Source organism: Uliginosibacterium sangjuense (assembly GCF_059132465.1).
Genome location: NZ_CP101132.1, coordinates 3796735 through 3817819 on the forward strand (window position 1 = coordinate 3796735; position 21085 = coordinate 3817819).

The 21085-nt window shown below is 65.5% G+C and carries 18 protein-coding genes; 9 read left to right on the top strand and 9 right to left on the bottom strand.

Annotation, left to right across the window (positions count from 1 at the left end; genetic code table 11):
• Positions 1 to 138: 138 nt before the first annotated feature.
• The gene (locus NMB43_RS17495) at positions 139 to 384 is read left to right on the top strand and encodes a hypothetical protein (protein ID WP_494349446.1); all 246 of its coding nucleotides are present in this window, start codon (positions 139 to 141) and stop codon (positions 382 to 384) included.
• 75 nt (positions 385 to 459) lie between these two features.
• On the opposite strand, the gene NMB43_RS17500 is transcribed toward NMB43_RS17495, so the two are convergent.
• The 5 genes from NMB43_RS17500 to prpB form a co-directional block, all read right to left on the bottom strand.
• Positions 460 to 909: an META domain-containing protein gene (locus NMB43_RS17500; protein WP_494349447.1), complete on the bottom strand. Its 450-nt coding sequence runs from the start codon at positions 907 to 909 to the stop codon at positions 460 to 462.
• 202 nt (positions 910 to 1111) lie between these two features.
• The gene (locus NMB43_RS17505) at positions 1112 to 3001 is read right to left on the bottom strand and encodes a propionate--CoA ligase (RefSeq protein ID WP_494349448.1); all 1890 of its coding nucleotides are present in this window, start codon (positions 2999 to 3001) and stop codon (positions 1112 to 1114) included.
• A 122-nt stretch (positions 3002 to 3123) separates the two neighbouring features.
• Positions 3124 to 4575 (bottom strand): bifunctional 2-methylcitrate dehydratase/aconitate hydratase, encoded by a 1452-nt coding sequence (locus NMB43_RS17510; RefSeq protein ID WP_494349449.1) that lies wholly within the window; start codon positions 4573 to 4575, stop codon positions 3124 to 3126.
• Positions 4576 to 4842: 267 nt separating this feature from the next.
• Positions 4843 to 6015 (bottom strand): bifunctional 2-methylcitrate synthase/citrate synthase, encoded by a 1173-nt coding sequence (prpC, locus tag NMB43_RS17515; RefSeq protein WP_494349450.1) that lies wholly within the window; start codon positions 6013 to 6015, stop codon positions 4843 to 4845.
• Between the two features lie 250 nt (positions 6016 to 6265).
• A complete protein-coding gene (gene prpB, locus NMB43_RS17520) occupies positions 6266 to 7153 on the bottom strand; it encodes a methylisocitrate lyase (protein WP_494349451.1) in 888 nt (295 codons plus the stop codon).
• 296 nt (positions 7154 to 7449) lie between these two features.
• Here prpB and prpR point away from each other — a divergent pair, with 296 nt between their 5' ends.
• From prpR to NMB43_RS17555, 7 genes are all read left to right on the top strand, one after another.
• Positions 7450 to 9393, top strand: coding sequence for a propionate catabolism operon regulatory protein PrpR (gene prpR, locus NMB43_RS17525; RefSeq protein ID WP_494349452.1), 1944 nt, complete (start codon positions 7450 to 7452; stop codon positions 9391 to 9393).
• Between the two features lie 199 nt (positions 9394 to 9592).
• Positions 9593 to 10633: an ethylbenzene dehydrogenase-related protein gene (locus NMB43_RS17530; RefSeq protein ID WP_494349453.1), complete on the top strand. Its 1041-nt coding sequence runs from the start codon at positions 9593 to 9595 to the stop codon at positions 10631 to 10633.
• 353 nt (positions 10634 to 10986) lie between these two features.
• Positions 10987 to 11373 carry an MAPEG family protein gene (locus NMB43_RS17535; protein WP_494349454.1) on the top strand — a complete coding sequence of 129 codons (387 nt, stop codon included), beginning with the start codon at positions 10987 to 10989 and terminating at the stop codon, positions 11371 to 11373.
• Between the two features lie 87 nt (positions 11374 to 11460).
• Positions 11461 to 13032 (top strand): AAA family ATPase, encoded by a 1572-nt coding sequence (locus tag NMB43_RS17540; protein ID WP_494349455.1) that lies wholly within the window; start codon positions 11461 to 11463, stop codon positions 13030 to 13032.
• An 800-nt stretch (positions 13033 to 13832) separates the two neighbouring features.
• Complete coding sequence (locus tag NMB43_RS17545) at positions 13833 to 14267, top strand: hypothetical protein (RefSeq protein WP_494349456.1); 435 nt, start codon at positions 13833 to 13835, stop codon at positions 14265 to 14267.
• A 131-nt stretch (positions 14268 to 14398) separates the two neighbouring features.
• Positions 14399 to 14800 (top strand): hypothetical protein, encoded by a 402-nt coding sequence (locus NMB43_RS17550; protein WP_494349457.1) that lies wholly within the window; start codon positions 14399 to 14401, stop codon positions 14798 to 14800.
• A gap of 207 nt (positions 14801 to 15007) precedes the next feature.
• Positions 15008 to 16324, top strand: coding sequence for an enoyl ACP reductase FabMG family protein (locus NMB43_RS17555; RefSeq protein WP_494349458.1), 1317 nt, complete (start codon positions 15008 to 15010; stop codon positions 16322 to 16324).
• A 73-nt stretch (positions 16325 to 16397) separates the two neighbouring features.
• On the opposite strand, the gene groL is transcribed toward NMB43_RS17555, so the two are convergent.
• The 3 genes from groL to NMB43_RS17570 form a co-directional block, all read right to left on the bottom strand.
• The gene (groL, locus tag NMB43_RS17560; protein WP_494349459.1) at positions 16398 to 18020 is read right to left on the bottom strand and encodes a chaperonin GroEL; all 1623 of its coding nucleotides are present in this window, start codon (positions 18018 to 18020) and stop codon (positions 16398 to 16400) included.
• A gap of 39 nt (positions 18021 to 18059) precedes the next feature.
• Positions 18060 to 18377, bottom strand: coding sequence for a co-chaperone GroES (locus NMB43_RS17565; RefSeq protein WP_494349460.1), 318 nt, complete (start codon positions 18375 to 18377; stop codon positions 18060 to 18062).
• 198 nt (positions 18378 to 18575) lie between these two features.
• Positions 18576 to 19439, bottom strand: a complete 864-nt coding sequence (locus tag NMB43_RS17570; protein ID WP_494349461.1) for a LysR family transcriptional regulator — start codon at positions 19437 to 19439, stop codon at positions 18576 to 18578.
• 120 nt (positions 19440 to 19559) lie between these two features.
• On the opposite strand from NMB43_RS17570, the gene bla reads away from it, so the two are divergent.
• Positions 19560 to 20438: a class A beta-lactamase gene (bla, locus tag NMB43_RS17575; protein WP_494349462.1), complete on the top strand. Its 879-nt coding sequence runs from the start codon at positions 19560 to 19562 to the stop codon at positions 20436 to 20438.
• On the opposite strand, the gene NMB43_RS17580 is transcribed toward bla, so the two are convergent.
• Positions 20435 to 21061: a hypothetical protein gene (locus tag NMB43_RS17580; protein WP_494349463.1), complete on the bottom strand. Its 627-nt coding sequence runs from the start codon at positions 21059 to 21061 to the stop codon at positions 20435 to 20437. The genes bla and NMB43_RS17580 overlap by 4 nt on opposite strands.
• Between the last annotated feature and the right edge of the window lie 24 nt (positions 21062 to 21085).

Sequence of the window (21085 nt, forward strand, 5' to 3'; positions counted from 1 at the left end):
CCCGCGACGCCCACCAGAAGACTCCATCGGTATAGCTCGCCCCCACGGCGATTGCCGCCCCAAGCGCATGGGCGACGCGACGCCTATGCTTCAAACAGGCGGTGGCACGGCCCCGCCGGCAGCAGCAAGGAGCCGCACATGAAGATCCCCCACCCCGCCACCGAGATTCCCCAGCCCGATGATTCGCGTTACGCGGTCGAGGCGCCGCAGGTGATCGGCGACTTCGGCCAGGACGACGCTTTCAGCACGGAAAGTCACCCCGAAGGCTTGCGCTATGGCGAGAAGAAACGCCCGCCCGGCGTCGAGTTCTACGGCACCCTGGGCATTCCGGCCGACAAGACCGAAGACAAGCCGCCGCTCTCGGTCGGTCCGGACGGTGCCTGAACCGCCGCCCCGACCCGCAGGGGACGCAGGCCGGTCAGGCAAGGCCCTGCGGGCTGCGATGCGTCCGTTTGCCGGTCACTCCTTGAACGGAAGCCACTCCATGACAGTGCCGTCCGACATGAGGCTCATCTGCAGCTTGCCCTCGGCGAGGGTGTAACCGCGCACCAACGTGAGGCTCATCGTGACCTGATCGTCCATTGCGGGCGGCGGGCACAGTGCCCGCGTACCCGCGACCGGCCCGAACATCAGCAGGCCCGAGTTAGGACTGTCAGCACTCGCCTGCCACTTGGCGCTGCCACGGTTGCAGTCCAGGCGCAGCGTGGCCTTGCCTTCCGGCCCGAGGGTGAGGGTGAACTTGCCTGGGTCGACCAGCTTGGTCGACGAGGAGCGGATGGCGTGAAGAGTCCAGGAGGTGCCCGTCAGGGCCTCGCTCGCCTTCTGGTCGGCCAGAAAGCCCATGCAGCCAGAGAGAGAGACCGCGAGCGTGGCGGCGAGAACGGGATACAGACGCTTGATGATGCGCATGGTGTGGGATGTCCGGAGTTCGGTGGCGGCCCTCGGCGGCGGCCATTCCGGATGCGTATGCTACAGGAGGCCTCTCCCCCTCGTGCTGCGGCCGGACAACAGGTGACCACACCGCTCGCCTCAAAAAAAACCGGCCCCGCAGGGCCGGTCCAGGAGGTCGCGCGAGGAGAACGCGCGCAAGGGAGCCAGAAGCGCTGCGCGATCAGGCGCGCATCGCCGATTCGATCTGCCGCAGCGTGTTGGGGTCGTCGATGGTGGTCAGGTCGCCCGGATCGCGGCCCTCGCACAAGGCCTGGATCGAGCGGCGCAAGACCTTGCCGCTGCGCGTCTTGGGCAGGGCGGTGACGATATGCACCCGGGCCGGCCGCGCCACCGCGCCGAGCTGCTTGTCGACCAGGGCCATGATCTCCTTCTCCAGCGCGGCGCGCTTGTCGGCCGTGTCGCCTGCCGCCGTGTCCTTGAGCACCGCGAAGGCCACCGCCACCTGGCCCTTCAACTGGTCGGCCACGCCCACCACCGCCACCTCGGCGACCGCCTTGTGACTGGACACCGACTCCTCGATCTCGCGTGTGCCCAGGCGATGGCCCGCCACGTTGATCACGTCGTCGGTGCGGCCGAGGATGAAGGTATAGCCATCGTCATCGCGGATGCCCCAGTCGAAGGTGGAATACAACATCTTGTTGGGCACCGAGTTGAAATAGGTGTTCACGAAGCGCGCATCGTCGCGCCACACCGTCTGCATGCAGCCCGGCGGCAGCGGCGGCACGATGGCGACCACGCCCTTCTCGTTGGGGCCGACTTCCTCGCCCGTCTCGGTGTTGAGCAGTCGCACGTCATACCCGTACATCGGCATGCCGGGGCTGCCGAACTTGGTGGGCGTCTTCTCCACGCCGTGCGCCACGGTCAGGATCGGCCAGCCCGTCTCGGTCTGCCAGTAGTTGTCGACGATGGGTTTGCCGAGCCCTTCCGAGATCCACTTGGCGGTCGGCTCGTCCAGCGGCTCGCCGGCCAGGAACAGGGTGCGCAGCGAGGAGGTGTCGTACTTGGTCAGGAAGGCGCTGTCATGCTTCTTGAGCACGCGGATCGCCGTCGGCGCCGAGAACATCACCGTCACCTTGTACTGCTCGACCAGGCGCCACAGGATGCCGGCATCCGGACACACCGGCGTGCCCTCGTACAGCAGGGTCGCCATGCCGGCCAGCAGCGGGCCGTAGATGATGTAGCTGTGGCCCACCACCCAGCCGATGTCGCTGCTGGAGAAATAGGTCTCGCCGGGCTTGCCGCAGTAGATGTATTTCATCGAGGCCGCCAGCGCGACGGCATAGCCACCAACATCGCGCTGCACGCCCTTCGGCTTGCCGGTGGTGCCCGAGGTGTAGAGCGTGTAGCTCACCTCGTTGGATTCCAGCCAGGTCACCGGCACCTCGGCATTGATGTGCTGCAGGCGCAGCGGCGCATAGTCCACGTCACGCCCCGGCACGCGGCTCATCTCGGCCAGCTTGCGGTCGACCAGCAGCACATGGTTCGGCTTGTGCTCGGCGATCTCGATGGCTTCGTCCAGTGCCGGCTTGTAGGGCACGACCTTGCCGCCGCGCGAGCCACCGTCGGCCGACACCACCAGCTTGGGCGCCGCATCGTCGATGCGTGAAGCAAGGCTGTGCGCGGCAAAGCCGCCGAACACCACTGAGTGGATGGCGCCGATGCGCGCACAGGCATACATCGCGAACACCGCCTCGGGAATCATCGGCATGTAGATGACCACACGGTCACCACGATCCACGCCCAGGCGCTGGAAGATCGCCGCCATGCGCATGACTTCCTTGTGCAGCTCGCGGAAGCTGTAGGTCTTCTCCACGTTCGTCTCGGTGGAGACGTAGATCAGTGCCGGCTTGTCGGCCTGCTTCTCCAGGTGACGATCGATCGCGTTGTAGCAGAGATTGGTCTCACCGCCGACGAACCAGCGCGCGAACGGCGGCTTGCTGTAGTCGAGCACCTTGGTGAAAGGCTTGTGCCAGTGGATGAGGCTCGCCTGCTCGCCCCAGAAACCTTCGCGGTCCGTGATGGACCACTGGTGAAACTCGCTCAGTTTCATGGTCTTGTCTCCTCTCTGTCGGGGCGTAGGACGCCCGTCATTCCCGCGCAAGCGGGAATCCACGTGCCTCATAGGTGGGTTCGTCTCGCGAAAGTGGGTTCCCGCTGTTGCGGGAACGACGCTTAGATCACGTACATGTCGACGTACTCGTTTACCGCCATCGCCTCCAGCTTGGCCTGATCCAGCGAGACGGCGAGGATCGCGTCCTGCTGCTTCTTCGGGAAGCGGCGTGCGAGGTTGGTGCGGAACTTGGCCTCCAGCAGCGGGATGCCATCGGTGCGGCGGCGCTTGTGGCCAATGGGGTACTCACATACGACTTCCTCGAACTTGCTGCCGTCATAGAACTCGACCGTCAGCGCATTGGCGATGCTGCGCTTCTCGGGGTCGTGGTAGTCGGCGGTGAATTGCGGGTCTTCGACACAGACGATCTTCTCGCGCAGCTCGTCGATGCGCGGGTCGTGCGCCACGCTGTCCTCGTAGTCACCCGCGGTGAGGCGGCCGAACAGGATGGGCACGGCCACCATGTACTGCACGCAGTGGTCGCGGTCGGCCGGATTGTTCAGCGGCCCCTTCTTGTCGATGATGCGGATGCAGGCCTCATGCGTGCGGATGGTGATCTTCTTGATGTCCGAGGCACTCTTGTTGGCCGCCTTGAGGCGCGCGTTGATCGTCATCGCGCACTCCACCGCGGTCTGGCTGTGGAACTCGGCCGGGAAGCTGATCTTGAACAGCACGTTCTCCATCACATAGCTGCCGTAGGGGCGCTGGAACTTGAAGGGCTGGCCCTTGAACAATACGTCGTAGAAGCCCCAGGTCTTGGCGCTCAGCACGGACGGGTAGCCCATCTCACCGGTCTTGGCGATCAGCGCCAGGCGCACCGCACGGCTGGTCGCATCGCCCGCGGCCCAGCTCTTGCGCGAGCCGGTATTGGGGGTGTGGCGATAGGTGCGCAGGCTTTGCCCGTCGACCCAGGCCAGCGACACCGCGTTGATGATTTCCTCGCGATTCAGGCCTAGCATCTGCGCCACCACGGCGGTGGAGGCCACCTTCACCAGCACCACGTGGTCCAGGCCCACCTTGTTGAAGCTGTTCTCCAGCGCGATGCAGCCCTGGATCTCGTGCGCCTTGATCATGCCGGTCAGCACCTCGCGCATCGTCAGTGGCTTCTTGCCGGCGGCGATGGCGTTACGCGACAGCCAGTCGGCCGTGGCGAGGATGCCGCCAAGGTTGTCCGAGGGGTGGCCCCACTCGGCCGCGAGCCACGTGTCATTGAAATCCAGCCAGCGGATCATCGTGCCGATGTTGAACGCGGCCTGGATCGGGTCGAGCTGGAACTGCGTACCGGGCACCTTGGCGCCATTGGGCACCACGGTACCGGGCACCACCGGCCCCATCAGCTTGGTGCAGGCGGGATACTCCAGCGCCTCCAGGCCACAGCCCAGCGTGTCGATCAGGCAGTTGCGCGCGGTCTCATAGGCCAGCGCGCTGCTGATCTGGTAGTTCATCACGTAGTCGACGATGTCGACCAGCACTTGATCGGGTTCGGGGCGGACGTTGGAGATGTGGGCGGACATGGGTTCCTCTGGATTCGGGAGTGGGGAGTGGAGAGTCAGGTCGGCGGCGGGATCGGCCCCCGGCTCGGCAAGCGCTCAAGTGCGCTTCCTGGCCACCTTCTTCAAGCGCAGGGTCGACCAGGTATTGACACTCAACGCGAGCAACAAGGTGACGACGAGGGCGGCGATCTGCGAGTCGGACATGGTTTCCTCTGAAATCGGGAGTCGGAGTCGGGAGTCGTGAGCGGGGCGGGTTATTCGACTCCCCACTCCCGACTCCCCGGATTTTCAGCGACGCTCTTCGATGGGCACGAACTTCAGGTTCTCCGGCCCGACGTAGTTGGCGCTAGGGCGGATGATCTTGTTGTCGATGCGCTGCTCGATCACATGCGCAGCCCAGCCGGTGGTGCGCGCGATCACGAACAGCGGCGTGAACATCGCGGTCGGCACACCCATCATGTGGTAGCTCACCGCGCTGAACCAGTCGAGGTTCGGGAACATGCGCTTGGCATCCCACATGGTCGATTCGATGCGCTCGGCGATGCCGAACATCTTCATGTCGTGCGCCGCGATGGAGAGGCGGCGCGCCACTTCCTTGATGACCTTGTTGCGCGGATCGGCAATCGTGTAGACCGGGTGGCCGAAGCCGATCACCACTTCCTTGTTCTCGATGCGACGGCGGATCTCGGCCTCAGCTTCGTCCGGCGTGTCGAAGCGCTTCTGGATCTCGAAAGCGACCTCGTTGGCGCCGCCGTGCTTGGGGCCGCGCAAGGCACCGATGGCACCGGCCACGGCGGAGTACATGTCGGAGCCCGTGCCGGCGATCACGCGCGCGGCAAAGGTGGAGGCGTTGAACTCATGCTCGGCATACAGGTTCAGCGAGGTGTGCATCGAGCGCTTCCACAGTCCGCTCGGCTCGCGGCCATGCAGCAGGCGCAGGAAGTGGCCGGCGATGGTGTCGTCCTCGGTTTCGGTGTCGATGCGGCGGCCGGCATGGCTGAAGTGGTACCAGTACAGCAGCATCGAACCCAGGCAGGCGATCAGGCGGTCGGCGATGTCGCGTGCGCCGGCGGCGTGGTGGTCGTCCTTCTCGGGCAGCAGGCAGCCCAGGGTCGACACCCCGGTACGCATCACGTCCATCGGATGCGTCGAGGCCGGCAACTGCTCCAGCACCGTGCGGATTGCCGAAGGCAGCCCCCGCAGCATCATCAGCTTGTTCTTGTAGGCGGCCAGCTCCGCGGTGGTCGGCAGCTTGCCGTGGATGAGCAGGAAGGCGATCTCCTCGAACTCGGTGGCCTCGGCCACGTCGAGAATGTCGTAGCCGCGGTAATGCAGGTCGTTGCCACTGCGGCCGACCGTGCACAGCGCGGTATTGCCGGCGGCCACGCCGGACAGCGCGACGGACTTCTTGGGTTTCACGGCGGATACGGTTTCGCTGGCGCTGGCTGCTTCTGCACTCATCTCTCTGTCTCCTCTCACGGGAATCTGGGTCGGGGATGCCGTCGTTCTGTTTTACGCCGGCGGAATTACGCGGAACTGACTCGTTGCGGTGACACTCGCGGTAAAGGCCCCGTCATTCCCGCGTAGTGGGGTAAGCAGGCATTTCGGCGAATGCCGAAAGCTCGCAAAACGGGAATCCACTGTGCCTCGATGCCACTCGGGTCGATGCAGTGGATCCCCGCTTTCGCGGGGATGACGGCGTCGTGGGTGTTCATGCCTTGCCCTGCTGGAACAGCGCGTCGAGCCGCGCCTCGTAGTCCCAGTAGCCGATGGCGTCGTACAGCTCCTTGCGTGTCTGCATGCTGTCGACCACGTTCTTCTGCGTGCCCTCGCGGCGCAGCGTCTGGTAGACGTTCTGCGCGGCCTTGTTCATGGCGCGGAAGGCTGACAAGGGATACAGCGCGATGGCCACGCCCACGCTGCCCAGCTCTTCGCGGGTGTACAGCGGCGTGGCACCGAACTCGGTGATGTTGGCCAGCACCGGCACCTTCACCGCATCGACGAAGCGCGCGTATTGCGACAGCTCGGTCATGGCTTCGGGAAAGATGCCGTCGGCACCGGCCTCGACGCAGGCCACGGCACGCTCGATGGCGGCCTCCATGCCCTCCACGGCCAGCGCATCGGTGCGCGCCATGATGAAGAAGCCCGGATCGGTGCGCGCATCGACGGCCGCCTTGATGCGGTCGACCATCTCCTGCTTGCTGACGATCTCCTTGTTGGGGCGATGCCCGCAGCGCTTGGCGCCGACCTGGTCCTCGATATGCATCGCCGCGGCGCCGGCCTTGATCAGCGACCTGGTGGTGCGCGCCACATTGAAGGCCGAGGCACCAAAGCCGGTGTCCACATCGACCAGCAGCGGCAGCTCGCACACATCGGTGATGCGGCGCACGTCGATCAGCACGTCCTCCAGCCCGGTGATGCCGAGGTCGGGCAGGCCCAGCGAGCCTGCCGCGACCCCGCCACCGGACAGATAGATCGCCTTGTAGCCGGCGTTACGTGCGAGCAGGGCATGGTTAGCGTTGATCGCACCGGGCACCTGCAGGGGCTTCTCTGCGGCCAGCGCTTCTCTGAACTTCTGGCCGGGGCTGGGAGTGGTCATGGCACATCCTCGTCTGTCGCGCTTGCCCTTTCTTAGAAGGGACGCAGCGTGGGGTCAGGGGCGTCGGCCAGGCTGCATTCGGCCGATGCACTGCAAGCGCAAGCCATGTGCCACCCATTCCTGTACTCAGGGTAAGACCTAGCCCTGGCCCCGACCCCGCCTCGGCCCACTCGCCGGAATCCCGCGCTGTCAAAGGCTGTTCAGCCCTCCCGCACAGTCCTCGCCAGGCGCTCGCGTCCTGCACTCGCGTCGCGGCGCAAGTTTCATGTCAGCAACACTTGTTTCAATCCTGAAACATGAATGCATCCACCCACACCACCTCGGTAGCGCGCAAACCCCGCATCTGCGTGCTGAGCTTCTCCCGCCTGTCGCGGCTGGTGGAGTCGGTGGCGGCCGATTACGCCGCACGCATCGAGCTGGTGGTCGAGAACCGCCGCTTCGGCGACGCGGTGGCCCAGGCGCAGGCATTGATCGAGCGCGGCGACGTGGACGTCTTCATCAGCGCTGGCGCCAACGGCGCACTGCTGCGCCGCCAGCTCGACTACCCCGTGGTGCTGCTGGGCACCAGCGGCTTCGACATCATGGGCGCGCTGGTGCAGGCCGCACGCCTGGGCTCACGCATTGGCTTGATCACCTACGAGGCCGTCAGTGCGGAGCTGAGCGAGCTGTCGGAACTGCTCACGATCGAACTTCAACTGCGCCGCTATACCAACGAACACGATGTGGAGGAGCAGGTCGTCGACCTGCATGCGCGTGGCGTGGAAGTGGTGATCGGCCCCAGCCTTGTGGTCGAGACGGCCGAGCGTTGCGGCATGGAGGCGGTGTTCCTGTACTCGCCGGAGTCCGCCCGCCGCGCGCTGGACGAAGCCATCGAGGTGGCTCGCGTGCGTGCGGTGGAACGCACCCGCCGGCAACAACTCGCCGCCGTGCTGGGCAAGCTGCGCGAAGGCGTGCTGGCGGTCGAGCGCAATGGCCAGGTGTGGTTCGCCAACCCCGCCATGGGCGAGCTGCTGGAGAGCCCCGCTGCCAGCCTGCAAGGCCAGCCGCTGGCAAGCCTGCTGCCCGAGCTGGACCTGGCGCCGGTGTTCGCGCCCGGCGGCGGCGCGATGACCGGCAAGGTGTTCTTCGTCGGCCCCCGCCGCCTGATCGCCAACATCGCCCCCATCGACGACGGCGATATGCGCGGCATGGCCGTTCTCACGGTGCAGGATGCCAGCGCCGTCGAGCGCGCCGGGCGCGATCTGCGCATGCATGCCGCGCGCAGCAGCCACAGCCCGCGCGCGCGCCACACGCTGGACGACCTGGTCGGCGGCTCCGCCGCCATGCAGGCGCTGCGCACCCTGGCGCTGCGCTTCGCCGCCATCGACCTCTCATTGCTGATCTTCGGCGAATCCGGCACCGGCAAGGAACTCATCGCGCAGGGCATTCACAGCGCCAGCCCGCGCAATCGCGAGGCCTTCGTCGCCATCAACTGCGCCGCCATGCCGGAGAACCTGCTGGAGTCCGAACTCTTCGGTTACGAGGAAGGCGCCTTCACCGGCGCCATCAAGGGCGGCAAGGCCGGCCTGCTGGAGACGGCGCATCGCGGCACGGTATTCCTCGACGAAGTCGGCGACATGCCATCGACATTGCAGGTCAGGCTGCTGCGCGTGCTGCAGGAACGCGAAGTGCTGCGCGTCGGCGGCCGCGAGCCGACCCCCATCGACGTGCGCATCATCGCCGCCACCCACCGCGACCTGCAGGCCTGTGTCGCCGCAGGCAGCTTCCGCCAGGACCTCTACTACCGCCTCAACGGCCTGCGCCTGTCGGTGCCCGCGCTGCGCGAACGCAGCGCGGACCTGCCCGGCCTGATCGAGGCCATCGTCGCGCGGCGCAGTCACAAGAGCGGCCTGCCACCGCCCCCACCCGTGCTGCTCACGCGATTCCTTGCCGCCGCGCGGCATTACTCCTGGCCCGGCAATGTGCGCGAGCTGGAGAACATGGTCGAGCGCCTGATGGCGGTGGGCGCGGCTGACAGCGAAGACGCTGCCCTGGTCGAGTTGCTGTTCCCGGAGCTCGGCACCCAAGCGGCACGCCCGGCCTCCGCCAGCAAGCTGCGCGACACCGTGCACCAGGCCGAACGCAGCCGCATGGAAACCGCCTTGAAAGAGGCCGACGGCAACATGCAGCGCGCCGCCGAAGCACTGGGCATCAGCCGCACCACGCTGTGGCGCCGCCTCAGGGAGCGTGCGGCGCAGTGACGCCCATTCGCGGCGACGCATCGAGGTAATCCCGCATGCGAGCCACCCGCAGGACGGGGCCGGCTTGCCATTTCTTGCGCCAAGTCAGAAACCCGGAACTCATGTTCCCGTCCGAGGCACACCTGCCGGGCAGCCAGCCAGCCCTTACCTATATTTACAGCGCATTTGCCGGTAAGCGGAGTTCCACTGGGAGACGAACATGTCGGTAAAACTGAACGCACAACTGCTGACCATCACCGCTGCAACTCTGGCGGCCTGCTCAACCGCACCCGACCCCGTGCAGCCCAATACCCTGGTTGCCATCAAGGCCAGCGTAGCCCCCGACCTGAAGGCCGGCGCGGCTGATCCGGTGTGGAACCAGGCCCGACCACTCTCGGTCCCGCTCAACGGTGGCGCGAACTTCGGTGGCACGGGCGAGACCACGGCCACGCTGAAGGCCGCCTACTATGGCGACACCCTGTACATGCTGGTTCAGTACAAGGACCCGACCGACTCCAGGCGCCGCGGACCGTACCAAAAGCAGGCCGACGGCTCGTGGAAGAAGCTCACCGATCCGGCCGACAAGGGCGGCGATGAGAACATCTACTACGAAGACAAGTGGGCCATGCTCTGGCCCATCAACAACTCGGTGAAGGGCTTCGAGCGCAGCGGCTGCACAGTCATGTGTCATGAAGGCCAGGGCAAGCCATTCGGCAACAAGTACACGCGCAACGAAGGCGAAGTGGCGGACATGTGGCACATGAAGGGAGGCCGTACCGCGCCTTTGGGTTTCGTTGACGATCAGTACACCGATCACACCCGTTACGACGCAAAGAGCAGCCCGAGCGCGGGGCGCAAGAGCGATCCCGGTACGCCGGAATATGCGAACTTCCCGCTCGAGAACGGCAAACCGAAGTTCATGAACCGCGACGGCAAGCCAGCGAATGCGGGCGGCACTTACTACATCAAGGCAGGAGATGAAGTGGCTTTTGACGACAGCCGCTTCAAGGCCGGCGACGAGGTGGCGTCGTACCGGATCTTCCCACTGGTCTCGGACCGCGGGGACATCCGCGTCAACTACAGCTGGAGCAACGGCATGTCGACTTCGGTGATCAGCCGCAAACTCGTCACCGGCAGCCGTTTCGATGTGCAGTTCGAGAATCTGGCGGGACGCTATGACTTCGGCTTCGCCGCCTTCGACAACGCACAGGTGCGCCATGCCACGGGAGACGACGCCCTAAGCCTGATCTTTGCCAAGTAATCGCAGGCCTGGCACGGCGGGGCCGCCACGAACGAGACCGCTATCTCACTGCGGCACCAAGATCCATGGCGTCGGCAGCCCCGCCAGCGCGACACCTTTCTGCAGGCTGGAAACCGCCGCACCACCGCCCTCACGGCAAATGATGGCGCGGCTGAGACGCCGGCCTCTCTCGTTCCCCGGCCCACCATTTGTCATCTCCCACACGCGGGGACAACGCATCCTGCCGGCACGCAGCGATACCGGCACGCGCCCTGTGGTCTAAAAACACGACCACCCGCCTGTGCTTCCCGACTCCCGCCAAGCAGAATCCTTGGAGTAGCCTACGTCTCCTCCTCCGACCGGAGCCCCACACCATGCACCCTGTTGCCCTTTACTGCACCGTCATTCTTGGCCTGCTGGTCTTCGGCCTCGGCCTGGGCGTCTCGATTGCCCGCTTCCGCTACCGCGTGAGCTGCGGCAGCCCGGAGGCCCCAGACCACCCGCTGACCTGCCTGGTGCGCGCCCATGGCAATACGGTGGAATTCGCCCCCTTCCTTGCCCTCCTGTTCATCCTGATCGGCCAGCAGGCGCCCACGACCTGGCAGCTCGCGCTGATGATCGGCGCCACCGCGAGCCGGGTGTTGCTGGTGGCGGGCCTGGCTTTGCTGCGTGGGCTCAAGCGCCCCAACCCGCTGCGCTTCGCCGGCGCGCTGGGCACCTATCTGTGCGGTCTGGGGCTCACGCTGTCGCTGCTGGTCTAGGGTCTGCCACTGTCACCACGTCGGCTTGCCAGCCCCGGGCAGGCCATAGCAGACTGCGCCGACACCTTCATCGGAGCCCGCCCGGCCATGACCGCCACGCCCACCATCCCCGATCTCGACGCGCTGCGCAGCGCGCTGCAGGCGCGCTTCCCGCTGATCTGCATCGAAACACATGAAGAGCCGCGCGCCGCTGCCTTGCTGGAGAAGCTCGCGCAGGAGGGCGATCTGCCGCTCTACACCTGGAGCGTGGCCGACGGGCTGATCCAGCAGAACTTCCGCTACAGCGGCGCCCGCGCCAGCGACAGCTTCCAGACAGTCGAGGGCTGGAAGCCGCAGCATGTGCCCCAGGCTGAATCGCGCAGGCGCGAAGTCGAGGACACGATCGAGCTGCAGGAGGCCCTGCACTTCATCGACAAGGAAGGACCGCCCGGTTTGTACCTGCTGTTCGACCCGCACCCCTTCCTGGAGCAGGCTGCGGTGCAGCGCCTGCTGCGCGAGGTGGCCTTTGCCCACCACGACCGTGCGCGCACCCTGGTGCTGATCGGTCCGCGCCTGGAGCTGCCCTCCGAGATCGCACGCCATGCCCTGTTCCATGAACTCGCGCTGCCGGATGTCGCACGCATCAAGAAAATCTTCCAGGAGGAACTGGAACTCTTCGCCACCTCGCGCGAGGGGCGCAAGGTCGGCGGCGAGCAGGCCATCGCGAATCGCCTGGTGCAGCAGCTCGCCGGGCTGTGCGAAGAAGACGTGCGGCGCCTGCTGCGTCTGTCGATCCGCGACGACGCGATGATCACCGAGCGCGACCTGCGCCGCGTCATGGATGCCAAGCGCAGCATGCAAGCGCAGAGCGCGCTGGCGATCGAGTACGTCGAAGGCGACATGGCGCATGTCGGCGGCATGCCCAACCTGAAACACTGGCTGCAGTTGCGCGCCGCCTCCTTCGCTGGCGAGGCCGACGGCCTGCCGACGCCGCGTGGCGTGCTGCTGCTGGGCGTGCAGGGCGGCGGCAAATCGCTCGCCGCACGCACCATCGCGGCAAGCTGGAAAGTGCCACTGGCCCGGCTGGACGTCGGCAGCCTCTACGACAAGTACCACGGCGAGACCGAGCGCAACCTGCGTGCCGCGCTCGCCGCCGCCGAAGCGCTATCACCCTGTGTGCTGTGGATCGACGAGATCGAGAAGGCCATGGCCCAGGGCTCGGCCGAATCCGACGGCGGGGTCGGTCGCCGCGTGCTGGGCACCCTGCTCACCTGGATGGCCGAGCGTGCCAGCCGCGTCTTCATCGCCGCCACCGCCAACGACGTGCGGGCGCTCCCCGCCGAACTGCTGCGCAAGGGCCGCTTCGACGAGATCTTCTTCGTCGACCTGCCCGACGAGGCCACGCGACAAGACATCTTCCGCATCCACCTCAGTCGCCGCCAGCAGAATCCCCTGGCCTTCGACCTCGCCCGTCTGGCCAGCGCCAGCCAGGGCTTCACCGGCGCCGAGATCGAACAGGCCGTCATCGCCGCCAGCTTCGAAGCGCACGCCAAGAAGCAAGCGCTGGACGACACCCTGCTGCTCACCGAGATCGGCCGCACCCGGCCACTCTCCGTGCTGATGGCCGAGCAGGTGCAGGCCCTACGGCAGTGGGCTGGCGAGCGGGCTGTGATGGCGTGAGGAGTAAGCCAATTTATTACTTGCGATCTCAGATAGAGAAGACACAGCCCTTCCTTGTCACACATGCCAAATCTAAAAGCACGATTTCTCTAAGGAGTCGCTAGAATTCTTAAAGCATTAGTATCGAAAGGAAAATCATATGACATTCATCGTATCCATTCGCCAAACCACGCTAATCACCAGTTGCACCGCTACATTCGGTATTTTCGGGTGCGCAGCATTTGCGCCCCCGACCGCTCAGGAAATCGCCGCAATGAGCGCCGTAGATATATGCCAGCAGATCGGAGTTTCCCAGTACAAAAGTGATGCCGAAACATATCTCTTAGCATCTAAAGAGGCGGCAAAACGCATGGAAGCTAAAGAGGTGTCAGTAGTAGACTGCCAAGCTCTCACTCAGATGGGATACACACGCGCCCAACGAGCACAGCGTGCTGCCAATGAAGCAGCAAACAGTGCTCGCTCCCTAAATCGGTCGACAACTACAGACTGTTCGCAAACGATATCCGGCGGTTTGTCTTGCACCACATGGTAGAAGGTACGCAATTTACGAAGTGCGCTGTGCCGAACGGTATCGTTCAACAATCCATGGGGTTTACCTGACACTCTGCTGCTGACCGGGATCGGCCGCACCCGGCCACTCTCCGTGCTGATGGCCGAGCAGGCTCAGGCCCTGCGCCAGTGGGCAAGCAAGCGGACAGTTAGCGCAAGGATAAGCGGATGAATATGCGCACTCCTGCCATGGAAAGCTACACGCGTCAGAGCACAGGAATACCTAACACCCGCCCACTCACGGAGGCGTCATGAAGAGAAACGCGGCTGCTGTCATCGCCCTGCTTCTGGGAATAACAACTGGGTGCACCACCTCACCGATATCGAGCACCGCTGCCAAACCCGTTCCCAAGGAACGCATCTTTGCACTGGATGCGCCCGGCGATGGTCTGATCAAGGTCACAGTCACCCGGGATGCGGGTTTGCTTGGCAGCGGTTGTTATGTCGGGCTTGCTCTTGCGGGCCAGTTCGTCGCACGGTTTGATCCAGAGGAAAGCGCCGCCTTCTTTGTTAAACCCGGGACAATCCAGATGTCCGCTGTTCCCGATCCTCACGGTAAAGCACTGTGTGCTGCTGGATGGGATCCCGTCATAGAAACTCACACAGTATCCGCGGATCAGAACAACCTTTTCCGGATCAGTCTCGGCATGTACAGGCGCCCCAGAGTCATACCTGCACCTTACTAATTGGCTAGCCGCGGAGCCCCCGCGCGGCGAAGACGCCCGCACCGATTGCCCATTCTCGCTTCACACAAACAGCGCGGAACACCCGGCGAGACAGTGAGTCAAAGCCTGCACTGTCCCCTGGAGATCGCATCATGCAACGCCTCATCTGGATCGGTTTTGCCCTCCTGTCCACGCTGTGGACGCTGCTGACACTCGCTGCACACGCGCTCAGTGAATGGGCGCTACAGGCGGTGGCGAGCAGCTCACTGGGTGATCTGGCGGCCCGCGCGGCCGAATCCCCCGCAGCACAATGGCTCACCCCCTGGATCGGCGTAGACGCCGTGGTCGCCCTGCAGAACAGCATGTTGGCTCTGGCCGGCTGGCTGCACGACGGCCTGCCGGCACTGGGCGCCCTCGACGCCTGGATCGGCCCGCTGATCTGGATCGCCTGGGGGATGGGCATGATCCTGTTGCTGGGCGGCGCCCTGCTCGCTCGCTGGGCACTCAAGGGCACAGCGGACCTGAGCGCGCTGCGGCAGCGACAACACGCTTGATCCCAGGCGCAGCAGCGCCTCTGCATATCATCTTGCGCCAGATAAAAAGCAAGGTTTTCGGGCGCAAGACCACAACGCTGCATCAATACGATCCTGGTCAATTCCGGAACACCGAAGTGGCGCCGTGGAGCGGCGCCACTCGCGGTAAACCTCTATTCGGGCTAGCATTCGCGCCCACCGAGTTCGGAATCAAGCAAGGATCACATCGTGAGTGAACTGACTCCCCTGAGAAACCTCAGCGAACAGACCGTGTTCCGCCAGGGCGACGTGTTCGTCCTGTTCGGCGAGCTGTTCGGCCGTGGCTACGCCAATGGCCTGGTCAATGAAGCACGCGCCGCCGGCATGCAGATCGTGGGCATGACCGTGGGCCGCCGCGAGGCCGATGGCACGCTGCGCAAGCTGAATGACGAGGAGCTGGCCGCTGCCGAAGCCAACCTGGGCGGCAAGATCATCAACGTGCCGATGATGGCGGGCTTCGACATGGACGCGCCGGCCGGCACGCCCACCGTGACCGCGCTGGTCAACGAGATGGGCCTGAAGACCTGGCAGGAAGACAAGCTGGACTGGGCGCATGTGAACGTCTGCCGCGAGCTGGGCGTGGCGCGCTTCAAGTCCGCCGTCGCCGAGGCCATGGGCCAGCTCGACGCGCTGATCCCGGCTGGCGCCAATGTGTTCTTCGCCCACACCATGGCCGGCGGCCTGGTCAAGGCCAAGGTCTTCCTGGCTATCGCGAACCGCATCTACAAGGGCCGTGGCGAGCGCTTCATGTCCTCGCGCGCACTGCTGGATTCGGACCTCGGCAAGCTCAACCTGATGAACTTCGACGAGGTCACGGCCAACACCTTCGGCTACCTGATCGAGGGCTCGACGGCGATCCGCTCGCGCGTCGAAGCGGCCGGCGGACAGGTGCGCTACACCGCCTACGGCTACCACGGCACCGAGATCCTGATCGGTGGCGAGTACCACTGGCAGACCTACACCAATTACACCCAGGGCTACGCCAAGAAGCGCCTGGAAGACATCGCCACGGCCGCCTGGGCCAAGGGGGTCAAGGCGACGGTGTTCAACTGCCCCGAGATCCGTACCAACTCCTCCGACATCTTCGTCGGCGTGGAGCTGTCGCTGGTGCCGCTGCTGAATGCATTGAAGCGCGAAGGCTGCGGTGCCTGGGGCGAGGCGCAGTGGGCCGCCTGCCAGGCCTTGCTGCAGGAGGGCAGCTCGCTGGCCGCCATCCTCGAACAACTGGACACCTACAACCAGGATCCGGTGATGGTGCGCTTCCGCGATTTCGCGGCCTGGCCCATGGACAACACCACCGAGCTGGCCGACCGCATGATCGGCACCTCGGAGTCGGTCACCAGCCAGCACAAGGATCACAAGGCACTGATCACCGATCACCTGTCCGCCCTGGTGATCGAGGCCACCGGCCCGCTGATGTTCAACGAGGCCGGCAACCCGTCCGGCCCGGTGCTGTGGCTGTCGCATGACGTGATCGCCAAGCAACTGGCGAAGCTGCACGGCTGAAGCCTGGGCCTGCGCAAAAAAAGAAGCCGGCATCAGCCGGCTTCTTTTTTGCCTGAACGCGTGCAGCGCTTGATCAGTAGTCCATGTCCGCATGCGCGGGGGCTGCGGCCTTGGTCTCCTGCGGCGCTTCGGCCACGGTGGCGTCGGTGGTGAGGATCAGGCTGGCTACCGAGGCGGCGTTCTGCAGCGCGAAGCGCGTCACCTTGGTCGGGTCGATCACGCCCATCTCGACCAGATCGCCGTACTGGCCGGTCGCGGCGTTGTAGCCGTGGTTGCCCTTGCCTTCGAGCACCTTGCTGACGACCACCGAGGGTTCGTCGCCGGCGTTCGCCGCGATGGCACGCAGCGGCTCTTCCAGCGCGCGCAGCACGATCTTGATGCCGGCGTCCTGGTCCGGGTTGTCGCCCTTGAGCGAGCCGATGGAGGCACGCGCACGCAGCAGGGCCACGCCGCCGCCAGGCACGATGCCCTCTTCCACCGCCGCACGCGTGGCATGCAGGGCGTCGTCGACGCGGTCCTTCTTCTCCTTCATCTCGACCTCGGTGGCGGCACCCACTTTGATCACGGCCACCCCGCCGGCCAGCTTGGCGACGCGCTCCTGCAGCTTCTCGCGGTCGTAGTCGCTGGTGCTGGTCTCGACCTGCGCACGGATGTTCTTCACGCGTGCATCGATCTTGGCCTTCTCGCCGGCGCCGTCGATGATCGTGGTGTTCTCCTTCTCGATCTCGACGCGCTTGGCGCGGCCCAGGTCTTCCAGCGTGGCCTTCTCCAGTTGCTTGCCGGTCTCTTCCGAGATGACGGTGCCACCGGTAAGGATGGCGATGTCTTCCAGCATGGCCTTGCGTCGATCGCCAAAGCCCGGTGCCTTGACGGCGGCCACCTTGAGGATGCCGCGCATGCTGTTGACCACCAGCGTCGCCAGCGCCTCGCCCTCAATGTCTTCGGCGATGATCAGCAAGGGCTTGCCGGCCTTGGCAACGCTTTCCAGCACCGGCAACAGATCGCGGATGTTGCTGATCTTCTTGTCATGGATGAGGATCAGCGGATCGTCCAGCACGGCCGTCTGCTTGTCGGGGTTGTTGATGAAATAGGGGCTGACGTAACCGCGGTCGAACTGCATGCCCTCGACGACTTCCAGCTCGTTGTCCAGGCTCTTGCCGTCCTCGACGGTGATCACGCCTTCCTTGCCGACCTTGTCCATCGCATCCGCGATGATCTTGCCGATGGATTCGTCGGAGTTGGCCGACAACGCGGCGACCTGCGCGGTCTCCTTGCTGTTCTTGATCGGCTTGGAGAGCGCCTGCAGCTCCTTGACCACCGCGCTCACCGCCTTGTCGATGCCGCGCTTCAGGTCCATCGGATTCATGCCGGCAGCCACGTACTTCATGCCTTCCTGCACGATGGCCTGGGCCAGCACGGTAGCGGTGGTGGTGCCGTCACCGGCCACGTCGGCGGTCTTGGAGGCGACCTCCTTGACCATCTGCGCGCCCATGTTCTCGAACTTGTCCTTCAGCTCGATCTCCTTGGCGACCGACACCCCGTCCTTGGTGATGTGGGGGGCGCCGAAGCTGCGGGCGAGCACCACGTTGCGCCCCTTCGGGCCGAGGGTGACCTTCACCGCGTTGGCGAGGATGTTCACGCCGGTGACGATGCGTTCACGGGCGTTGTCGTGAAAGCGTACTTCCTTGGCAGCCATGTTTCTGACTCCTGTACTTCGGGTTCAATGGGGAGGGGATTACGCGGCCTTGAGGCGGGCGTCGCTCGCGCCTTCGATGACGCCCAGCACGTCATCCTCGCGCAGCACCAGGTACTCCTGGTCGTCGAGCTTGACGGTCTGGCCGCCGTACTTGCCGAACAGCACCATGTCGCCCACCTTGAGCTGGGGCGCCGCCAGGCTGCCATCGTTGAGGCGCTTGCCCGGCCCAACGGCGAGCACCTCGCCCTGTTCGGGCTTCTCGGAGGCCGTATCGGGGATGAAGATTCCGGATGCGGTCTGGCGTGCCTTCTCGACCCGCTTGACGATGATCCGGTCGTGCAGAGGACGAATATGCATATCGATCTCCTGTGCGATTCAGATGAACGGAAACGGATGGAGACCGTGCCTGCGAGGCCGCAGGCTGCACGGTCTCGTCAGTCCTGCTGACTGACGGAGGACGAGATAGGGACGGGTCTGGTGGATTTCAAGAGGGCACCAGCGGCCTCCCGGAAGCCCTCACGCAAGCAGCCCGCCGCACCTGCGCAAAAGCGGAATTCAGGCCACGCGGGCCTGCGTCAGCAACCAGTCGTGCAGGTCACGCATCGCGCGCGTATGCGGACGGGACTTCAGCCAGGTCAGCCAGTACTGACCGGTCGACACAGTGATGGCAAAGGGCTGCACCAGCAGCCCTTCGCGCAAGGGGCGCTCGAACATCGAGACCGGCAGCAAGGCCACGCCCAGGCCCTGCATCGCCACCTCGGCCATGGCCAGCGAGGAGTCGAACACCGGGCCATGGATCAAGGGATCGGGCAGCCCGGCCGACGCAAACCAGCGCGCCCACTCGTCTGCGCGATAGGAACGCAGCAGTTCGCAGCCGAGCAGGTCGGCAGGCGTAGCCAGGGCTGCCGCCAGACGTGGCGCGCACAGCGGTGCCATGTCCGCCGCCACCAGTTTCTCCGCCCCCATGCCACGCCATGCGCCATCGCCGAAGCGGATGGCGAAATCCAGCCCTTCCGCCGTGAGATCGACGCGATTGTTGTGGGTGAAGACGCGCAGGTCGATGAAGGGATGGGCCTGGCGGAACGCCGCCAGGCGCGGCATCAGCCAGCCGACGGCAAAGGTGCCGACCACAGCCAGATTGAGCACCTCACGCACGCGCCCGCCCTCGAACTGCTGCACCACCGAGGCGAGGCGCCCGAACGCATCGCTCAGGGCCGGCAGCAAGGCCTGCCCCTCATCGGTCAGCACCAGCCCGCGCGGCAGGCGCCGGAACAGCTTCATGCCCAGTCGCGCCTCCAGGTTCTTGACCTGCTGGCTCACCGCGGCCTGCGTCACCTTGAGTTCCTGCGCCGCCAGGGTGAAGCTCAGATGGCGTGCCGAGGCCTCGAAGGCGCGCAAGGCGTTGAGGGGAATGTTCATGTGCGCATTATCCGCCACAAGAAATAGATTTTCTTATGGCAAACGCTCGAAATCATCGTTTGAAACCCGGCCTCACGCCGCCTTAGGATGCCGCCGTCCCAGCCTGACGGAGCCACTTCCATGAACCGCCGCCACTTCCTGATCATCAACAGCCTCAGCCTGGCACTTGGGCCAATCCTGGCACACGCCGCGCAGCCGCACCGGCTGCACGCCATCTGCCGCGAGCTGGAGCGCGAAAGCGGGGGGCGCCTCGGCGTCTATCTGCATGACGGGCGCGCAGGTGCGACACATGAGCAAGAATTCCTTAACCGCGGGGAAGAACGCTTTCCCATGTGCAGTGTCTTCAAATGGCTGCTGGCCGCCGCCGTGCTGCGCCGGGTGGAGGCCGGGCAGGACAGCCTGGAGCGCAAGCTGCGCTTCAGCCGCCAGGACTTGCTGGACTACTCCCCGGCAACCGAAGCCCATGCCGACGGCCCCGGCATGAGCCTCGCCCAGTTGTGCGAAGGCGCCGTGGCCGACAGTGACAACACCGCAGCCAACCTGCTGCTCGATGCACTGGGCGGGCTGCCCGCGTTCAATGCCTTCCTGCGCGCCCAGGGCGACCAGGTGACCCGCCTCGACCGCCCGGAGCCGATGCTCAACGAGGCCCGCCCGGGCGACCCACGCGACACCAGCACGCCACGGGCGATGGGGGCGAACCTGCGTCGCCTGTTGCTGGGCGACGGACTCAGCTCCGCCTCGCGTCAGCAGTTGAAGGACTGGATGCTCGCCACCCGCACCAGTGGCGCGCGCCTGCGCGCCGGGCTGAACGAGGGCTGGAAGCTGGCCGACAAGACCGGCACCGGAGACAACGGCACCGCCAATGACGTAGGCATCTACTGGACGCCTACGGGCGAGCCGATCGTGCTGTGCGTCTTCCTGACCGCCGCGCGCAGCGACCGCGCCGCGCAGTCGGCGGCGATTGCCGCCATCGGCCGGGCCGCCCGCGCGTCGGCCTAGTAGATCAGTCGATTGACCCGCCCCAACCGATACACCGTGCGTGTCGCCTTGCCGCCCTTGCAAGCGAGCGGCACCACCGGGCAGGGAGGCGCGCGGCGCCCCTCTCCGTCCAGCGTGTCGTCGCCCTCGCGCGCCTCCCACACACCGCCCGAGACCGGGCGGAACTGCCAGCACACATAGCCGCGCTCGGCCGCAAGGTGCATCAGGTCGCGGCGGTCAGGCGCCTCCTCGATCAAGGCTTCGGCGTCATGCAGCGGCGGAAAATCACCGAAGGCCTGGCGGCATTCCAGTGCCTCGCGCTGGCTGGCGCCTATGGTGTTGCAGGCACGCTTCTCGTCGCGCTCCAGGTTCCAGGCGCCGAGTTGCCATGCGGCATCGAGCACCGCGCGCTCGACCGTGGCCAGGTCGTGCCAGCGCTCGGCCAGTTGCAGGGCCGAGGCGGGCACCGGCACCGGTTCGCGCGGCGGGCCGGATGCACGGCGTGGTCCGGCGGGGCGGAAGCCATGCCAGTGCAGCATCAGCAGCAGGGGTGTGTCGGCGCAGGGGATGGCGCTGAGGCTCACCGCGAACAAGGGCAGGCCCATGTGGCGGATCTGGGTGGCGACCGTGTCGAAGATGCTCATCGAGACCTCGGAAAAGCAGGGCAT